General features: G+C 38.2%; 13 protein-coding genes. 4 read left to right on the forward strand and 9 right to left on the reverse strand.

The genetic code is table 11. The annotated features are described in order from the left end of the window. Together V7Z48_RS05610 and rpsO are read right to left on the reverse strand one after the other, a co-directional pair. The coding region (locus V7Z48_RS05610; RefSeq protein ID WP_334112420.1) for a polyribonucleotide nucleotidyltransferase at nt 1-1,744 on the reverse strand (1,744 nt) is incomplete at its 3' end. Nucleotides 1,745-1,981: 237 nt separating this feature from the next. Next, nucleotides 1,982-2,251: a 30S ribosomal protein S15 gene (gene rpsO, locus V7Z48_RS05615; RefSeq protein ID WP_334112478.1), complete on the reverse strand. Its 270-nt coding sequence runs from the start codon at nt 2,249-2,251 to the stop codon at nt 1,982-1,984. A 176-nt stretch (nt 2,252-2,427) separates the two neighbouring features. On the opposite strand from rpsO, the gene V7Z48_RS05620 reads away from it, so the two are divergent. Next, entirely contained in the window at nt 2,428-3,270 is an 843-nt protein-coding gene (locus V7Z48_RS05620) for a hypothetical protein (protein WP_334112421.1), read from the forward strand. A 49-nt stretch (nt 3,271-3,319) separates the two neighbouring features. Here the strand turns inward: V7Z48_RS05620 and accD are convergent, their stop codons facing one another. The 3 genes from accD to tamL all read right to left on the reverse strand — a co-directional run bounded on the left by accD (nt 3,320) and on the right by tamL (nt 7,914). Further along, complete coding sequence (gene accD, locus V7Z48_RS05625) at nt 3,320-4,177, reverse strand: acetyl-CoA carboxylase, carboxyltransferase subunit beta (RefSeq protein ID WP_334112422.1); 858 nt, start codon at nt 4,175-4,177, stop codon at nt 3,320-3,322. Nucleotides 4,178-4,224: 47 nt separating this feature from the next. Then, nucleotides 4,225-5,292 carry a class II fructose-bisphosphate aldolase gene (fbaA, locus tag V7Z48_RS05630; protein WP_334112423.1) on the reverse strand — a complete coding sequence of 356 codons (1,068 nt, stop codon included), beginning with the start codon at nt 5,290-5,292 and terminating at the stop codon, nt 4,225-4,227. Between the two features lie 90 nt (nt 5,293-5,382). Beyond that, complete coding sequence (tamL, locus tag V7Z48_RS05635) at nt 5,383-7,914, reverse strand: translocation and assembly module lipoprotein TamL (RefSeq protein WP_334112424.1); 2,532 nt, start codon at nt 7,912-7,914, stop codon at nt 5,383-5,385. A gap of 115 nt (nt 7,915-8,029) precedes the next feature. On the opposite strand from tamL, the gene V7Z48_RS05640 reads away from it, so the two are divergent. Continuing rightward, nucleotides 8,030-8,755, forward strand: a complete 726-nt coding sequence (locus tag V7Z48_RS05640; RefSeq protein ID WP_334112425.1) for a TrmH family RNA methyltransferase — start codon at nt 8,030-8,032, stop codon at nt 8,753-8,755. Here V7Z48_RS05640 and porT read toward each other — a convergent pair. Both porT and ubiE read right to left on the reverse strand, forming a co-directional pair. Further along, entirely contained in the window at nt 8,749-9,462 is a 714-nt protein-coding gene (gene porT, locus V7Z48_RS05645) for a type IX secretion/gliding motility protein PorT/SprT (protein WP_334112426.1), read from the reverse strand. The genes V7Z48_RS05640 and porT overlap by 7 nt on opposite strands. A 122-nt stretch (nt 9,463-9,584) precedes the next feature. Further along, entirely contained in the window at nt 9,585-10,313 is a 729-nt protein-coding gene (gene ubiE / locus V7Z48_RS05650) for a bifunctional demethylmenaquinone methyltransferase/2-methoxy-6-polyprenyl-1,4-benzoquinol methylase UbiE (RefSeq protein WP_334112427.1), read from the reverse strand. A gap of 131 nt (nt 10,314-10,444) precedes the next feature. Here ubiE and trkA point away from each other — a divergent pair, with 131 nt between their 5' ends. Together trkA and V7Z48_RS05660 are read left to right on the forward strand one after the other, a co-directional pair. After that, a complete protein-coding gene (gene trkA / locus V7Z48_RS05655) occupies nt 10,445-11,794 on the forward strand; it encodes a Trk system potassium transporter TrkA (RefSeq protein WP_334112428.1) in 1,350 nt (449 codons plus the stop codon). Nucleotides 11,795-11,803: 9 nt separating this feature from the next. Continuing rightward, the gene (locus V7Z48_RS05660; RefSeq protein WP_334112429.1) at nt 11,804-13,297 is read left to right on the forward strand and encodes a TrkH family potassium uptake protein; all 1,494 of its coding nucleotides are present in this window, start codon (nt 11,804-11,806) and stop codon (nt 13,295-13,297) included. Between the two features lie 340 nt (nt 13,298-13,637). Here the strand turns inward: V7Z48_RS05660 and V7Z48_RS05665 are convergent, their stop codons facing one another. Together V7Z48_RS05665 and V7Z48_RS05670 are read right to left on the reverse strand one after the other, a co-directional pair. Continuing rightward, nucleotides 13,638-14,822: a pyridoxal phosphate-dependent aminotransferase gene (locus V7Z48_RS05665; RefSeq protein ID WP_334112430.1), complete on the reverse strand. Its 1,185-nt coding sequence runs from the start codon at nt 14,820-14,822 to the stop codon at nt 13,638-13,640. A gap of 16 nt (nt 14,823-14,838) precedes the next feature. After that, nucleotides 14,839-15,942: a fatty acid desaturase family protein gene (locus V7Z48_RS05670; RefSeq protein ID WP_334112431.1), complete on the reverse strand. Its 1,104-nt coding sequence runs from the start codon at nt 15,940-15,942 to the stop codon at nt 14,839-14,841. Nucleotides 15,943-15,992 lie beyond the last annotated feature (50 nt).

Below are 15,992 nucleotides of genomic sequence, written 5' to 3' on the forward strand. Positions count from 1 at the left end.
TTTGTAATTCTTGAATCACTTTTCCGCCAGGACCTATCAATGCACCAATAAAACTATTTGGAATTGTAGTAGTGATGATTTTAGGCGCATGTGGTTTAACATCAGCTTTAGGTTGTGCGATGGTATCTGTTAATTTTTCAAGGATATGAAGACGACCATCTCTAGCTTGTTTTAAAGCTTTGATTAATATTTCGTAAGGCATACCTTTAACCTTGATATCCATTTGGCAAGCGGTAATACCATCGGCGGTACCGGTTACTTTAAAGTCCATATCGCCCAAGTGATCTTCATCACCTAAAATATCGGATAACACAGCGTAACGGTCACCTTCGGATATTAGTCCCATAGCAATACCAGACACTGGTTTTGTCATTTGAATACCCGCGTCCATCATCGCCATTGTGCCAGCGCAAACCGTAGCCATAGAAGATGATCCGTTAGATTCAAGTACTTCAGATACAATCCTTACCGTGTAAGGACAATCGGCTGGAATCATATTTTTTAAGGCGCGTTGAGCCAGGTTACCGTGACCAATTTCGCGACGTGAGGTTCCTCTTAAAGGGTGTGCCTCCCCGGTTGAAAATGGTGGGAAGTTATAGTGTAAGTAGAATTTCTCTTCTCCTTCAAACGATGGCATATCAATCATATTGGCTTCTCTCGAAGTACCAAGGGTAACGGTGGCAAGTGCTTGAGTTTCTCCTCTGGTAAAGATAGCTGACCCATGAACCGAAGGTAAATAATCAATTTCGCACCAGATGGGTCGAATATCGGTAGTTTTTCTACCATCCAAACGCAAACCTTCGGCAAGTGTTAATTCTCTTACGGCTTCTTTTTCTATTTTATTGAAATAGGTTTTAATTAAACCTTCGTTTGCTTCTAGTTCTTCTTCAGAAAAGGCTGCTAGTACTTCATCTTTTACTGCTGAAAAGGCTTCACTGCGTTCTCTTTTGCCGTGACCACCTTTAGCGATATCGTATATATTTTGATAGGCAATTTCGCGAACCTTAGCTTCAATGGCCTCATCAGCGGGTGCTGGAGCGTACTCTCTTACCGGTTTTTTACCAAAAGCTTCTGCTAATTTTAACTGGGCAGCACATTGTACTTTTATGGCTTCATGAGCGAATTTAATAGCATCGGCCATATCTTCTTCTGAAATTTCTTTCATTTCACCTTCCACCATCATCACAGAATCGGCAGAAGCACCGATAATCATATCGATATCAGATTCTGCTAATTGTGCACGACTTGGATTGAGTACAAATGCACCATTAACACGGCCAACGCGGGCCTCTGAAATTGGGCATTCAAATGGTATGTCGGATAATTGTATGGCGGCTGAAGCGGCTAAACCAGCTAGAGCATCGGGCATCACATTTTCGTCATGCGACATTAACTGAATCATCACCTGAGTTTCAGTTTTGTAATCAGACGGGAATAAAGGTCGTAATACACGATCTACAATACGCATGGTTAATACCTCGCCATCACTTGGTCTGGCTTCTCTTTTGAAGAATCCTCCTGGATAACGGCCAGCTGCTGCGAATTTCTCGCGATAGTCAACTGTTAGTGGAAAGAAATCCATAGTACTTTCTTTGTACGAGGATACTACGGTGCAAAGCAACATAGCATCGCCCATTTGAACAACAACAGAACCGTGGGCCTGTTTTGCTAATTTTCCGGTTTCGATAGAAATAGTTCTACCGTCGCCTAGGTCTATGACCTCTTTAAAAACTTGTGGAATCATAAATTTTTTTTCTTGCTCTGTTTAAAAATAATTGAATAACAGAGCGTTGTTAAACAATGGTCTTCGCCTTACCGGACGGACAGGGTTGTGTTGTAGTAGTAGTTGTGCGACCAATGAAAAACCTATATTACCAAATTTACATCGGTATTTAGCTTCTTATTTCGCGAATGTTAAACTCTTACGCTTGAGTATATTGAAATTAAAAAACCACGCTTTTGGGCGTGGCTTTTTATTGAATTATTTTCTTAATCCTAATTCTTTAACAATAGCACGATATCTTAAAATATCTTTCTTTGTTAGATAGTCAAGTAAAGCACGACGCTTACCTACTAATTTTACCAAGGAGCGCTCTGTATTATAATCTTTACGATTTTTCTTTAAGTGTTCCGTTAGGTGGTTAATTCTGTGCGTGAATAACGCAATTTGTCCTTCCGCATTACCAGTATCGTTTTTGGCTTTACCGTGTTTTGCGAAGAGCTCTTGTTTAGCTTCTTTAGTTAAATACATGCTAATATTATTAAAATGATTTTTATGTATTATGAAAGATTTTCTTTCAAGCTGCAAAGATAATGTTTTTTAGCGATTTAAAAACAAATTCCGCATAAATAGAAAAATTTGACGTTTTTGTTTAAACCTTTTGTTTTATTTCTAGTCTTAGATTCAAACCTTTTAAACAAAGTATTATGAAAAATTTACGAATTTATTTAAACACAAGCATGGTTTTGCTGTTCATTTTAATTACAGCGAGCAGTTGTATTGAAGACGATGCCGTAGTGGTGAACGATCAAACCCAGGATATGGTTGAAATGTCACGTTCATCGGAGATGGATGAGATAGATATGGTATTGGGCGACTTGGTGGTGAATAGCTTTCAGCAGCAGGAAAGTTCTACTACCGATCGTTCTGTATATGACAACCAATTGCCTGATTGTGTTACGATAACCGCGGTGTTAGCTCAAAATAATGTGAGTGTAACGCTTGATTTTGGTGACCTGGGATGTTTGGTAAACGGCAATTTGATACGTGGTCAGATACAAATGACTTATGAGCGCAATCCTGAAATGATGCAGGTATTAATATCCTACAACTTAGTTGATTTTTATTTTAATGCTAAAAATGTGATTGCTACGCGTACCATTTTAAGAGAGCGTTTTAACGAAAATAACAATCCTCAGTTTACGCATACCTTAGATATGACGGTTATTTGGCCAAATGGTGCCCAGGCTTCTAGAACTGGTGAAAAAGTAAGAGAGTGGATAGAAGGATTTGGCAGTGGGACTTTTGAAGATAATGTGTTTTTAATAACTGGTTTTTGGAATACGACTTTTGTAAATGGCAATTCCCACGATTATGAAGTGATTATACCTTTAAGACGCGAGGTGGTCTGTGCTCATTTTGTGAGTGGTTCTTTTAGCGTCGCACACACTAATTTTGGTGGTGTTTTTGATTTTGGAGATGGTACTTGTGATAACCAAGCTACGTTTACCTTTAACAATGGTGAGGTGGTTCAGATTACTTTAAACTGATAAAAATGATTAATAATGAAAAGGGCGAACTCTGAAGTTCGCCCTTTTTTTATGCTCTTAATGGTTGATTTTTTATCAAATCGATATAGCGATTGATATTCTTTTTTAAATCTTTGCGATGGGTGATAAAATCTAAAAACCCGTGTTCTAATAAAAATTCACTGGTTTGAAATCCGTCAGGTAGTTCCTTACCCGTGGTGTCTCTTACGACTCTTGGACCTGCAAATCCTATCAAAGCCCCAGGTTCCGCAATATTGATATCGCCCAACATGGCAAAGGATGCGGTGGTACCACCTGTGGTAGGATCGGTGCACAAGGATATGTAGGGAATTTTAGCCTCGGCTAATTGCGCTAGTTTTACCGATGTTTTGGCCAACTGCATCAAAGATAATGCTGCTTCCATCATTCGGGCGCCACCAGATTTTGAAATAATGAGTAAGGGTATTTTTTTCTTCAAAGAATAATCGGCTGCACGGGCTATTTTTTCACCAACCACACTACCCATAGATCCACCAATAAAGGCGAAGTCCATACAAGCGACTACCAAATCATTGCCCATAGACTTACCCACTGCAGTACGAACCGCATCTTTTAGATGGGTTTTTCGCTCTGCTTCTACAAGTCGATCGCTGTATTTCTTAGTGTCTACAAATTTAAGAGGATCTTTAGAGGAAAGGTTGGGGTCTAATTCTTTAAACTTGTTATCGTCAAAAAGAATTTCAAAATACTCTTTACTACCTATTCTTACGTGGTAACCATCATCCGGACTTACGTAGAAATTTTTTTCCAACTCTTCGGTATCAATAATTTTACCCGTAGGCGATTTGTACCATAATCCTTTAGGGGTGTCCTTTTTTTCTTCAGTGGTGGTGGTTATACCTTTTGTTTTTCGTTTAAACCAAGCCATAATAATTCCAAAAATTAGTTAGTTGTCAATTTTAAAACAGGTTACAATTACAAGGTGTTCACATTATTTAAGTCTTCAAATGCCTGCTTTAATCGTGCGATAAATGTATCTTCTCCTTTTCTTAACCAAACGCGTGGGTCGTAGTATTTTTTGTTGGGTACATCGCTACCGTCAGGATTGCCTATTTGTGATTTAAGATAGGCTTCTTTTTCTGACATATAATCTCTAATACCACTCATAAACGCGTATTGCATATCGGTATCTATATTCATTTTAATAACACCATAGCCGATGGCTTCTCTAATTTCTTCAAGGGTTGAACCTGAACCACCATGGAATACAAAATCGATATGGTTGTTTTCAACTTGAAACTTCTGCGATATATATTCTTGTGAGTTTTTAAGTATTTTAGGCGTTAACTTCACGTTTCCTGGTTTGTAAACGCCGTGTACATTGCCAAAAGCTGCTGCTATGGTAAAGTTTGGACTTATTTTACTGAGGTGTTCGTAGGCGTAAGCAACCTCTGAAGGTTGGGTGTACAGTTTAGAATCGTCAACATCGGTATTATCCACACCATCTTCTTCACCGCCAGTCACGCCTAGTTCTATTTCCAGGGTCATGCCCATTTTGCTCATTCTGCTTAAATATTGTCCGCATATTTCAATGTTTTCTTCAAGGGGTTCTTCCGAAAGATCAATCATGTGCGAACTGTATAGTGGTTTACCTGTTTCTTTAAAGTGTTGTTCACTGGCATCGAGCAAACCATCTATCCAAGGCAATAATTTTTTGGCACAATGATCGGTATGAAGTATTACAGGCACCCCGTAAGCTTCGGCTAATTGATGTACGTGTTTTGCACCGGCAATGGCACCGGCAATGGCAGCTTTTTGATGGTCATTACTGAGTCCTTTACCCGCATTAAACTGAGCGCCACCGTTAGAAAATTGTATAATAACCGGCGCATTAAGCGCTGCTGCCGTTTCTAAAACGCCGTTAATGGTGTTGGAACCAATTACATTTACCGCTGGTAAGGCAAATCCTTTTTCCTTTGCGAGTTTGAAAATTGCTTGAACTTCTGTTCCTGTTGCTACGCCAGGTTTGATATTGTGAGCCATAGTCGTTTCTGATTTAAATTAAGGTCAAAAATAAAGAAAAATTAGCTAAATGACTTACTAAATTCCATATTTAGCTACGCAACAGCTAAACTAAAAAGGATAGTTGATACCGATATTATAAACGGCATTGCCAAAATTATAATCTTTAAACCAACGGCTACCGCTTTCTACAGATGGGTTGTAAGTTTTAAAACCAATATCGCCTCTTAATACGAAGAAAGTGAAGTCATAACGCAGTCCGAATCCTGTGCCAACAGCGATATCTCTGAGGGAATTTAAGTTGGTGAAGGTTGCTTTAGGATCGTCTATATCGTCCAAAACATTCCAGATATTACCCGCATCGATAAATAAGGCGCCTAAAAAGTTGCCTGCAACTGGAAATCGGTACTCGGTGCTAAAATGTAGTTTGAGGTTGGCTTCGTTAAACTCGTTGGTAGACGAGGTGCTTCCAGGACCAAGGTTATACGCCGTCCAAGCACGGTTGTCGTTAGGCCCGCCGCCAAAAAAGCTTCGTGCAAATGGAATGTTTCCCGAATTTCCATACGGAATGGCAATACCGAAATAACTGCGCAAGGCTAAGGTGTTTTTGTTTCCAAGGCCAAAGTATTTGATATAATCAAACTCAGTTTTGATGTATTGCGAATAGTTAACCCCAAATAAGGACTCCCTTCCGTCATCGGAGGTTTTGATATTTAGCACATTGGAAAGTGACGACATAAGCAAGCCCGCCGATTCTAAGCGCATTTTAAAAATTGAAAAGTTATTGTCGAACAGTGACGCACGCTTGTCTTTTACAAAGGAAAAATTCGAGCCAACGATAAGGTTGTTTTCGGTTAATCTAATTTGACGTTGCTGAATGTTACTGACTTCAACAAAGTCGGAATCGTTAGGATTTAAATTGGTATTGCCTCTTAACACATCGTCAATATACAGGTTGGCGCCTTCTGGAATTGGAAGCGTCTCGCCCGGGTTGATATAGTTATTGTTTAGGGCTATGCTGTTCAATCTGTTAAACGAATTGGAATAAATATCGAAATAGTTATCTGGGTTCAAATTGCGAACGAACTGTACATTCATTAAATCGAAAGTGTTGATAATTCCATCCGACGGGAACCAATTATATCCCAAACTTCCTGATAAGGTGCGTTTGTCTAATCCAATGTTGGTTTGGCTGGTAGCTGATAAATTGATACGTGTGGTTGGCGACATAAACTTTGGAATAATTTTTTCGGTATTTATAGGAAAAAATAGTCGTGGAATGGTGAGTTTTAAATTGCCTCCAAATTCGTTAATATTAAAAAAGGCATCGCCGCTGTCTGCAGCATCTCTTGAAGACCCTATAGAACCAATAGCCGAAATATCTAAGGTTTCGGCACCCCGAAAAATATTTCTTATAATTAAACCTGTGCTGAATGAAAAGCCTATAGTTTGAATATTGCTGGTGGCTACATCAAAATTAAACCCTAAATCGTACTTCTTTCGAGGGGATAGATATACATTGGCGATCAAGGTGGTGTCGTTAGTGTTTTCAACATACTCAATACTCGGATATCTAAAGGTGCGCAGCTGGCTAATGTATCTATTGGTGTTGGTTCGGTCGGTGTCACTAAAAACACTGCCTTTTGTTATTAAAACGGCATCGGTTATGGCCTGTGGACGGTATCTTAATTTATCTATGCTGTATAGATTATAACCGTTGTAGCTAATAGAATCTCTGATTGTGGTGTCTTTGGTTTCGTAGTTAAAATCGGTAAAAATATTGACTTCCTTTATGGTGTATTTTTTAAATGGCTGTCTAACCAAGGTGTTAATACCGTCTATAGGCCTATTTTGTATTTGAAGTTGGGTAAGCACGCGTCCTTTTTCTTCTAGGGTATCTATTTCGAATAGCACATATTCTTGGCCAAAGTTGAAAAATCCAGAATTTCGCATCACTTCACTTATGCGTTTGCGCTCTGCGGTAAAGTTGCTTTCATCGTATTGCTGACCCTGCGCTATTTTGGAATCCTTGATGGTCGCTCTATAAGTTGAATCGATTAATGCTGTTCCAATTTTAGTGCGGATTGTGTCCAAAACCCAAGGCTTGCCTCTGTTTACCTCATAGGTAATTTGTGCCCTATTAGTGTCGCTGGTTTCTAAGGTGTAAGAGGTTTTGGCATTAAACCATCCTTTGCTAAAATAGTAGCGTTTTAAGGTGTTCACGGTTCTTTCGGCACGTGCTTCGTTCACTATAACCGGCGCTTCACCTGTATTTTTTATCCAATTGTTAAGTGCTAGTCTCGATTGTACATCTTTATCTAATTGCTTTCTGGATAATAATTTGGTTTTCCATGCAACTTTTTCGGGATTTTGATAAATCTTTTCGTCTAGAATTGAATCGAGATTTGGTCGCGCCAGGTTGTAAAAGTGAAGTTTGAATGGGATACCTAAAAATCTGCTGTTTTCTTTTTGGGTAATGAAATTGCTTAGGGTTTCGGAATTGGTTTTTTTGCCATCAACATTAATGCTTGTTTTTGTCAGTAAAAGTTGATTGTTCGATAGCCGTTTTGTCGCATCACAAGAAGTTAACAAGCCAGCGGCTATTATAGAAATAACAACATAAAATTTAGCGTTAAATCCCAAGGTTATAGATTAATTTAATTTTGTAATTAGCCTGAATGAATGATCAAATATTAGTCCAAAATGGTTTATTTTGTAAATCTAACAAATCAAACCGAACAAAAGTAAATACATTTTAATGTTATCGCATAATCAAATAAAATTAATTAGGTCCTTAAAGCAAAAAAAGTATCGTCAGCAGCACGGATTATTCGTAGTTGAAGGTTTGAAAAGTATTGTAGAGTTTGTAAACGCAGCGTATGTAATTAAATACCTGTTTACCATCGACTCTAGTTTTGCCAAACAGCACGAAGGTGTGGCAGTAACAGAAAAGCAATTATCCCAAATCAGTTATTTAAAATCGCCCAACAAGGCATTGGCAGTATTTCAAATTCCCAAACCTAAAGATATTGATTTTTCCAAGCTGATAGTGGCGCTAGATGATATAGGCGACCCTGGCAATTTAGGAACGATAATCAGGTTGTGCGATTGGTTTGGTGTTCAAGATTTGCTATGCTCGCATCACACAGCCGATTGCTATAACGAAAAAGTGGTTCAAGCGAGTATGGGTTCCTTAAGTCGGGTAAATGTTAGCTATGTAGATTTGCCGGATTTTTTACAAGCCTATCCACATCCAATTTTGGGAACCTTTATGGATGGAGCGACAGTTTACAATACAGAACTTCCTGAAAAAGCCCTGGTTGTGATGGGGAATGAGGGTAATGGAATTTCAGCAGCAGTTGAAGCTTTGGTGACTTCCAAAATCAGTATTCCTCAGTTTGGTTTGCAGCAGCCTACCGAAAGTTTAAATGTTGCCACAGCAACCGCCATTATGTTAAATGAATTCAGACGGCACGCTTATTGAAAGGTAAAGTTGATAAACACACCGCGGGTTTGCATAGACTGAACATTACCTGTCCAAGGGCTATTCGGATCTACGTCTCTAATTAATTCGTCATTTAAGGCAAATACGCCGCGTATGGATGGTGTGAATTTAAACCAATACAAATAGAAATCGATACCAAATCCAAGTTCATAAAACAACATATTTTTTTTGGTTCTAAACTCGTTGCCACTATTGTCTTCTGGATTGTCTTGATTACTAGACAGGTTTAAAGCCGTTGAAAATCCACCCACGATAAAAGGCTTGAAATTGTTGATACGCTTGGTGGAAAACTTTACCAATAAAGGAAAATGAATGTAGGTCGATTTTACTTCGCGCAGCAAATCACTGTCATTAAAATCCTGTCCTTGAAAGTAAAGCGGATCGTATTGTAAATTGCGCTGTGTGATGATAAGTCCAGGCTCAAAACGAAGATTGATGTAGTCGTTAATACGCAGGTCGGATATAAGACCCACATTAAAACCGCCAGTTCGTTCAACTAAAATATCGGGTAAATCTTGTTCATATTCAAACTTAAAATCGTAACTATTATAGCCCAAAAAGAAGCCCCAAGTTAAGCGTTGCTTGTCAAAATTTTCTTGATTTAAAATTTTCTCTTTGCTAAAAAGCTGGGCCGATACAGATTGACTTACCAATAATAAACAAATTAAATAAAGTGCGTATTTCATCTGTTTTGTTTCTGTGTTTTTAATGGTTATAAGCAATGCCTAACAATAGTTTGGTTGAATTAATACAAGTATTGAACCGGCATTTCATAGGTTTGTGTACCATGTTTAAATGTGTCATTCTTTTATTTTGATGCCGTGTAAATGGTTGCGACACCAAAGGTTCTGGGATGATTTTCAACCTCTATAAACCCAACATTTCGCAAAATATTGTTTAAAACTTCACCAAATGGGAATACCGAAGCCGAATCGCTTAAATAACGATACGCAAATTTATCTTTTGAAAAGACACGACCAATAGTAGGCAAGATTATTTTTGAATAAAATTTATAACCTTGTTTAAAAGGCGTTTTTGTGGGTACCGAAGTTTCCAGAATCACAAAAATACCGTTAGGCTTGAGCACTCTCAGGATTTCGGCAAGTCCTTTTTCCAGGTTCTCAAAGTTTCGCACGCCAAATGCCACGGTAATAGCATCAAAACTGTTGTCCTCAAAAGGTAAATCCTCCGAATCGCCAATCACCATTTGGATGGTATTCTCTAGTTGTTTCTTTTTAATTTTTTGGCGTCCAACTTCCAACATACCATCGCTAATGTCTAAACCTATAATTTCGCTTGCACTTGTGGCGGTTAGACTTATGGCTAAATCGCCCGTGCCAGTCGCAATGTCTAGAATAGACTCTGGTTTGTGTTTGGCTACAATTTCTACTACTTCTTGGCGCCATTTCACATCAATTCCGAAACTGATGACGCGGTTTAAACCATCGTATTCACCAGAAATGTTATCGAACATTTTTGTAACCTGTTCTTTTTTGTTGAGTTCACTGTCTTTGTATGGATTTACTTTGGTAGACATGGCATTTTTTTTGCAAATATATGACAATCAAAATCCATAAAAGATAAGCTTCATTTAAATTTAATGCACTTAAAAGGAGCATAATTAAATTTGGTGGTATATTTGCAAGTATTTTTTAATAAAAAAAATCCATGAAGATTATCATTGCGGGTGCAGGCGAAGTTGGATTTCATTTGGCTAAATTATTGTCGTATGAATCTCAAGAAATTACTTTAATAGACTCCAATAAATCTTGTCTTACATATGCTTCCGAACATTTAGATATTAGAGTTTTAAAAGGCGACGCCACTTCTATTGCCATTTTAAAAGAAGCAAAAATTCAAGAATCTAAATTATTTATTGCCGTTACATCGTCCGAAACAACCAACATAACAGCCTGCGTTTTAGCCAAGCAGTTAGGGGCTGGTAGAACCATTGCAAGAATTGCCAATACCGAATTTATTGAACAAAAGGATGTTGTAGGGTTCTCAAAATTTGGGATTGATGAATTGATTTCACCCGAATCACTAGCGGCTGGTGAAATCGAATTGCTTCTCAACCAGTCTGGTTTTAACGATAGTTATGAATTTGATAACGGTGCTTTAACCATGTTGGGCTTGCGATTATCGCGTACTGCCGCTTTTGTAGATAAAAGCGTTAAGGATGCTGCCAAATTATTTACCGGTTTGCATTTTGTGCCGATTGCCATTCAAAGGTTTGGAACGCAATACACCATTATTCCGCGTGGCGATACGGTTTTTAAAGAAGGCGATAAGGTAGTTTTTATCACCTCGGAAGGTGGTGATAAGGAGCTCTTTGAGCTTTCAGGAAAGGTGCGAACTGAAATAAAGAATGTCATGATTCTTGGCGGTAGTAAAATTGGATTTAAAACAGCCAAAGACTTATCTGAAGGTAAGTTTAAAGTTAAATTGGTAGAAAGCAATAAAAGCATTGCTTATGATTTGGCCGATGAATTGCCAAATGTGTTAGTGATTCACGCCGATGGCCGGAATGTTGAAGTTTTAGAAGAGGAAAATATTGGAGACATGGATGCGTTTATTGCGGTTACTGGTAATTCTGAAACCAATATTATGTCCTGCTTATTAGCCAAGTCAAAAGGTGTTAAAAAAACCATTGCACTGGTTGAAAATATGGATTACTATCAATTATCGCAATCCATTGGAATTGATACGCTCATCAATAAAAAACTATTGGCAGCCAATAATATATTTAGATACATTAGAAAAGGTGAGGTGGTTGCCATGACAAAATTGGCCAATATGAATGCCGAATTACTTGAATTTGTGGTAAAACCGAATTCTAAAATTTGTAACAAGCTCATTAAAGATTTAGATTTCCCAAGATCGGCAATTATTGGTGGTATTATAAGAAATAACGAAGGCCTGATTCCTTTAGGTAATTTTAAAATTTTAGCCAACGATCGGGTAGTGGTTTGTTCGCTGCCGCAATCTTTAGGAAAGGTAGAAAGTTATTTCAACTAACTTTTTTATATGCATCTTAATTACAAAATTATTTTTCATTTTTTCGGTCTGCTGCTAGTGTTTAACGGTGGTTTTATGTTGTTATCTACCATTATCAGTTTGGCCTATGACGATGGTGTGGCCTTGGAAATATTTTTATCGGGGATAACGGTAGCGCTTGCTGGAGCCGTCCTGATGGTGAATACTAGGAATCACAAAAAGGAACTGAATAAGCGCGAAGGTTATTTGGTGGTTGCTTTTGGTTGGCTTGTTATGGCATTTTCAGGAACCTTGCCCTATTTGCTCACCAATTCAATGGACAGCTTTACGGATGCTTTTTTTGAAACTATGTCAGGTTATACCACCACAGGAGCTTCCATATTGAATGATATTGAAGTATTACCCGAAAGTGTGTTGTTTTGGCGTAGTATGACCCATTGGATAGGTGGAATGGGAATAATTGTTTTGGCCATCGCAATTTTACCATTATTAGGTATTGGTGGTATGCAGTTGTTTGCTGCGGAAGCACCTGGACCTAATAATGACAAGTTACATCCCAGAATTACCGATACTGCCAAACGATTATGGTTAATTTACTTCGCATACACGGCCGTAGAAACGCTGTTATTAAGTTTGGCAGGTATGTCCTTTTTTGATGCGATTAACCATGCCATGTCTACGCTTTCAACGGGCGGTTTTTCAACAAAAAATGCGAGTTTAGCCTATTGGAACGATAAGCCCATCATACAGTACATAGTAATTACTTTTATGTTTTTGGCGGGCACTAATTTCGTGTTGAGTTATTTTGCATTTAAAGGAAGAATTCAAAAAATAATCAAAGACGAAGAGTTTAAATTGTATTTTAAATTTATTGTCATTTTCACCATCATCGCTGCCTTGGTTATTTATTTTTATGCAGATGTCTCACAATCCTCAATTGATCATCCTATGGTTTTTGGTGAGAGTGAAAGCGCTTTCAGGCATGCCTTGTTCCAAGTACTAGCTATTGTTACCACCACAGGGTTCGTGTCGGCGGATTATACCAGTTGGACTCCTTTTTTAACGGTGTTTTTCTTTGGGCTGATGTTTTTAGGGGGTTCTGCGGGTAGTACTTCGGGCGGTGTTAAAGTCGTACGCCACTTAATACTGATTAAAAATGGATTTTTAGAATTTAAACGCGCTTTGCATCCCAATGCTGTTCTGCCTTTGCGTTATAATGGAAAGTCTATTTCCGGGGATATTGTGTTTAATATTCTTGGATTTTTTATACTGTATATGCTGTTATTTATTTCGGGTGCCCTCGTTTTTTCGATGTTTAATATCGATTTCAAATCGTCAATCGGATTGTCGGCATCAAGTTTGGGAAATGTGGGCCCAGCCTTAGGCGATTTTGGTCCGGTAAACAATTATGCCGCCTTGCCGAATTTAGCAAAATGGTGGTCGTCATTCTTAATGTTGGTAGGAAGATTAGAACTGTTTACGGTCCTTATTATTTTAACGCCGTTTTTCTGGCGTAAGCAATAGCATTTCAGTTTTTTGTATACATTTTGTAACAAAACTAGGATTTGATAGTCCTATTTGTGTAAACAATAAATGGCATAAATAATGTGTACCGATTCATTTTCTTCTTCGGCAATTTTTGTAACCACTTCAAAACATCAATTTGTTTCGAACAACAGATTACTTAACGGTGTAAGGTTAAAAACAAGTGCTACAGAAACTAAACAGATTTTAAATATTAATACTGACGCATTGCGGTTGGTTAACGATGAACTTCAAATTGCAAAGCGCGAGAAGTTGCAGAATATGGTCACAACCGGTCTTGTTGTATTTCTTGCGACCGCTTTTATGTACTTGTTAATTTTTAGCTAACAGCTTCCGCAATTCTTTTAATCGCCTCTGTGATTTGTTCTTGGGACGCTGCATAAGAAATTCTGATGCAATTAGGATCCCCAAACGATTCTCCAGAAACCGTCGCTACAAGCGCTTCTTCTAGCAGATACAAAGAAAAGTCAGCAGCGTTTTCAATTAATTTTCCTCTAAGTGTTTTTCCGAAGAAATACGATACATCTGGGAACACATAAAAGGCACCTTCTGGTTCGTTCGTTTTAAAACCATGCACCTTATTGAGCAGGTTTAAAATCAAGGAGCGACGCTCTTTAAATTCATCAACCATATACTGGATACGCGATGGTGGTTCGTTTAAAGCGGTAACCACTGCCATTTGTGCAATGCAATTGGCACCACTCGTTACTTGTCCTTGCATTTTGTTGCAAGCGCGTGCGATCCAATCGGGTGCACCGATGTAACCAATACGCCAGCCCGTCATAGCAAAGGCTTTTGAAACGCCATTTACCGTGACTGTTCTGTCGAACATATCAGGAAATTCGGCCATGCTAAAATGCTTGCTCACAAAATTTATATGTTCATAGATTTCATCAGAAACTACTATAATATTAGGATGCTTTTGCAGCACATCGGCCAAAGCGCGTAGTTCGTTTTTGCTATACACAGAACCACTTGGATTGCAAGGCGAACTGTACCAAATCATTTTGGTTTTTGGTGTGATGGCTTTTTCAAGTTGCTCGGGTGTGATTTTAAAATCGTTTTCTATAGAAGTTTGCACTTCCACTGGAACACCATCGGCCAACTTTACCATATCGGCATAACTCACCCAGTAAGGACAAGGAAGAATAACCTCGTCGCCTTTATTGATGAGTACCTGCGCAATATTCGCTAAAGATTGTTTAGCGCCTGTAGAAACCACAATTTGTGGCATCGTATAGTGTAGGTTGTTATCTCTTTTAAATTTAGTAATAATTGCTTGCTTCAGCTCAACATATCCATCTACAGGAGAGTAGGAATTGTAATTGTCATGTATCGCCTGTATGGCAGCCTCTTTTACGAAATCGGGTGTATTAAAATCGGGCTCGCCTAAACTAAGCCCGATGATATCTTTTCCTTCTTGACGTAATTCTCTAGCTTTAGCCGCCATGGCCAAAGTGGCTGATGTGGATAGATAGTTAATTCTATCGGATAGTTGGTTCATGAGGGTACAATAATAGTTACGCTTGCTGTAGTGCTGGCTTCATACCCATTTCACGTAAAAATTTGAAATGTGCAATAATAGCTTTTCTTGTAGTTTTATATTCTTTGTAAGGTAGTCCAAATTCTTTGGCAGTTTCCTTCACAATTTTTGAAATACGGGTGTAATGAACATGACTAATATTCGGAAATATATGATGTTCTACTTGATGGTTTAAGCCACCTGTAAACCAGTTTACAATTCTGTTTTTAGTCGAAAAGTTAACCGTCGTCAACAGCTGGTGAATTGCCCAAGTATTTTTCATAGTACCGTTTTCTTGTGGTAGTGGCATTTCGGCTTCATCCATAACGTGTGCTAGTTGAAATACAATACTTAATATTAAACCTGCTGTGTAATGCATAATAAAAAAACCGAGTAGCACTTTCCACCAGGCAAGGTCTAGAATCAATAGTGGTAATACAATCCACATAGAAACATAAATGACCTTTGAAATAACCAATTTACTCCAATTTGCAACCGGATCGGGCATTTTACCGTAAGATAATTTGCGTTTCATGTAACGTTTCATTTGTTGCCAATCGGTAGTAATAGCCCAGTTAATGGTTAACAAACCGTATAATAATACTGAATAGTAATGTTGAAATCTGTGATACCAGCGCCATTCGGCATGTTCTGAAAATCTTAGAATACGACCAGCTTCTAAGTCTTCATCATGACCGTGAATATTGGTATAGGTGTGGTGCAAAACGTTGTGTTGTACTTTCCAATTGTAAACATTTCCAGCCAAAATATAAATGCTGCTGCCCATTAAACGGTTAACCCATTCTTTATTAGAAAAGGAACCGTGATTGCCATCGTGCATAACGTTCATGCCAACACCGGCCATACCAATTCCCATAACAATGGTTAAGAGAAGTTGTGCCCAGCCTGGCATATGAATGGTTAAAAGTAAAAAATAAGGTGCTAAAAATAAACTGAACATGACGATGGTTTTTAACCATAATTTCCAGTTTCCAGTTCGCTGAATGTTGTTTTCTTTAAAATAGTCGTTAACGCGACTATTTAAGGTTCTAAAGAACTTTGCGGAGTCCGTTCTCGAGAAAGATAAAGTTGTTTTTGACATAGATTCTTTTTAATTGCTTAACGCAATATAGCTTTTAATAAATTTATTGA

Origin of the sequence: Paucihalobacter sp. (genome assembly GCF_036825875.1) — a bacterium.
Classification (GTDB): domain Bacteria; phylum Bacteroidota; class Bacteroidia; order Flavobacteriales; family Flavobacteriaceae; genus Paucihalobacter.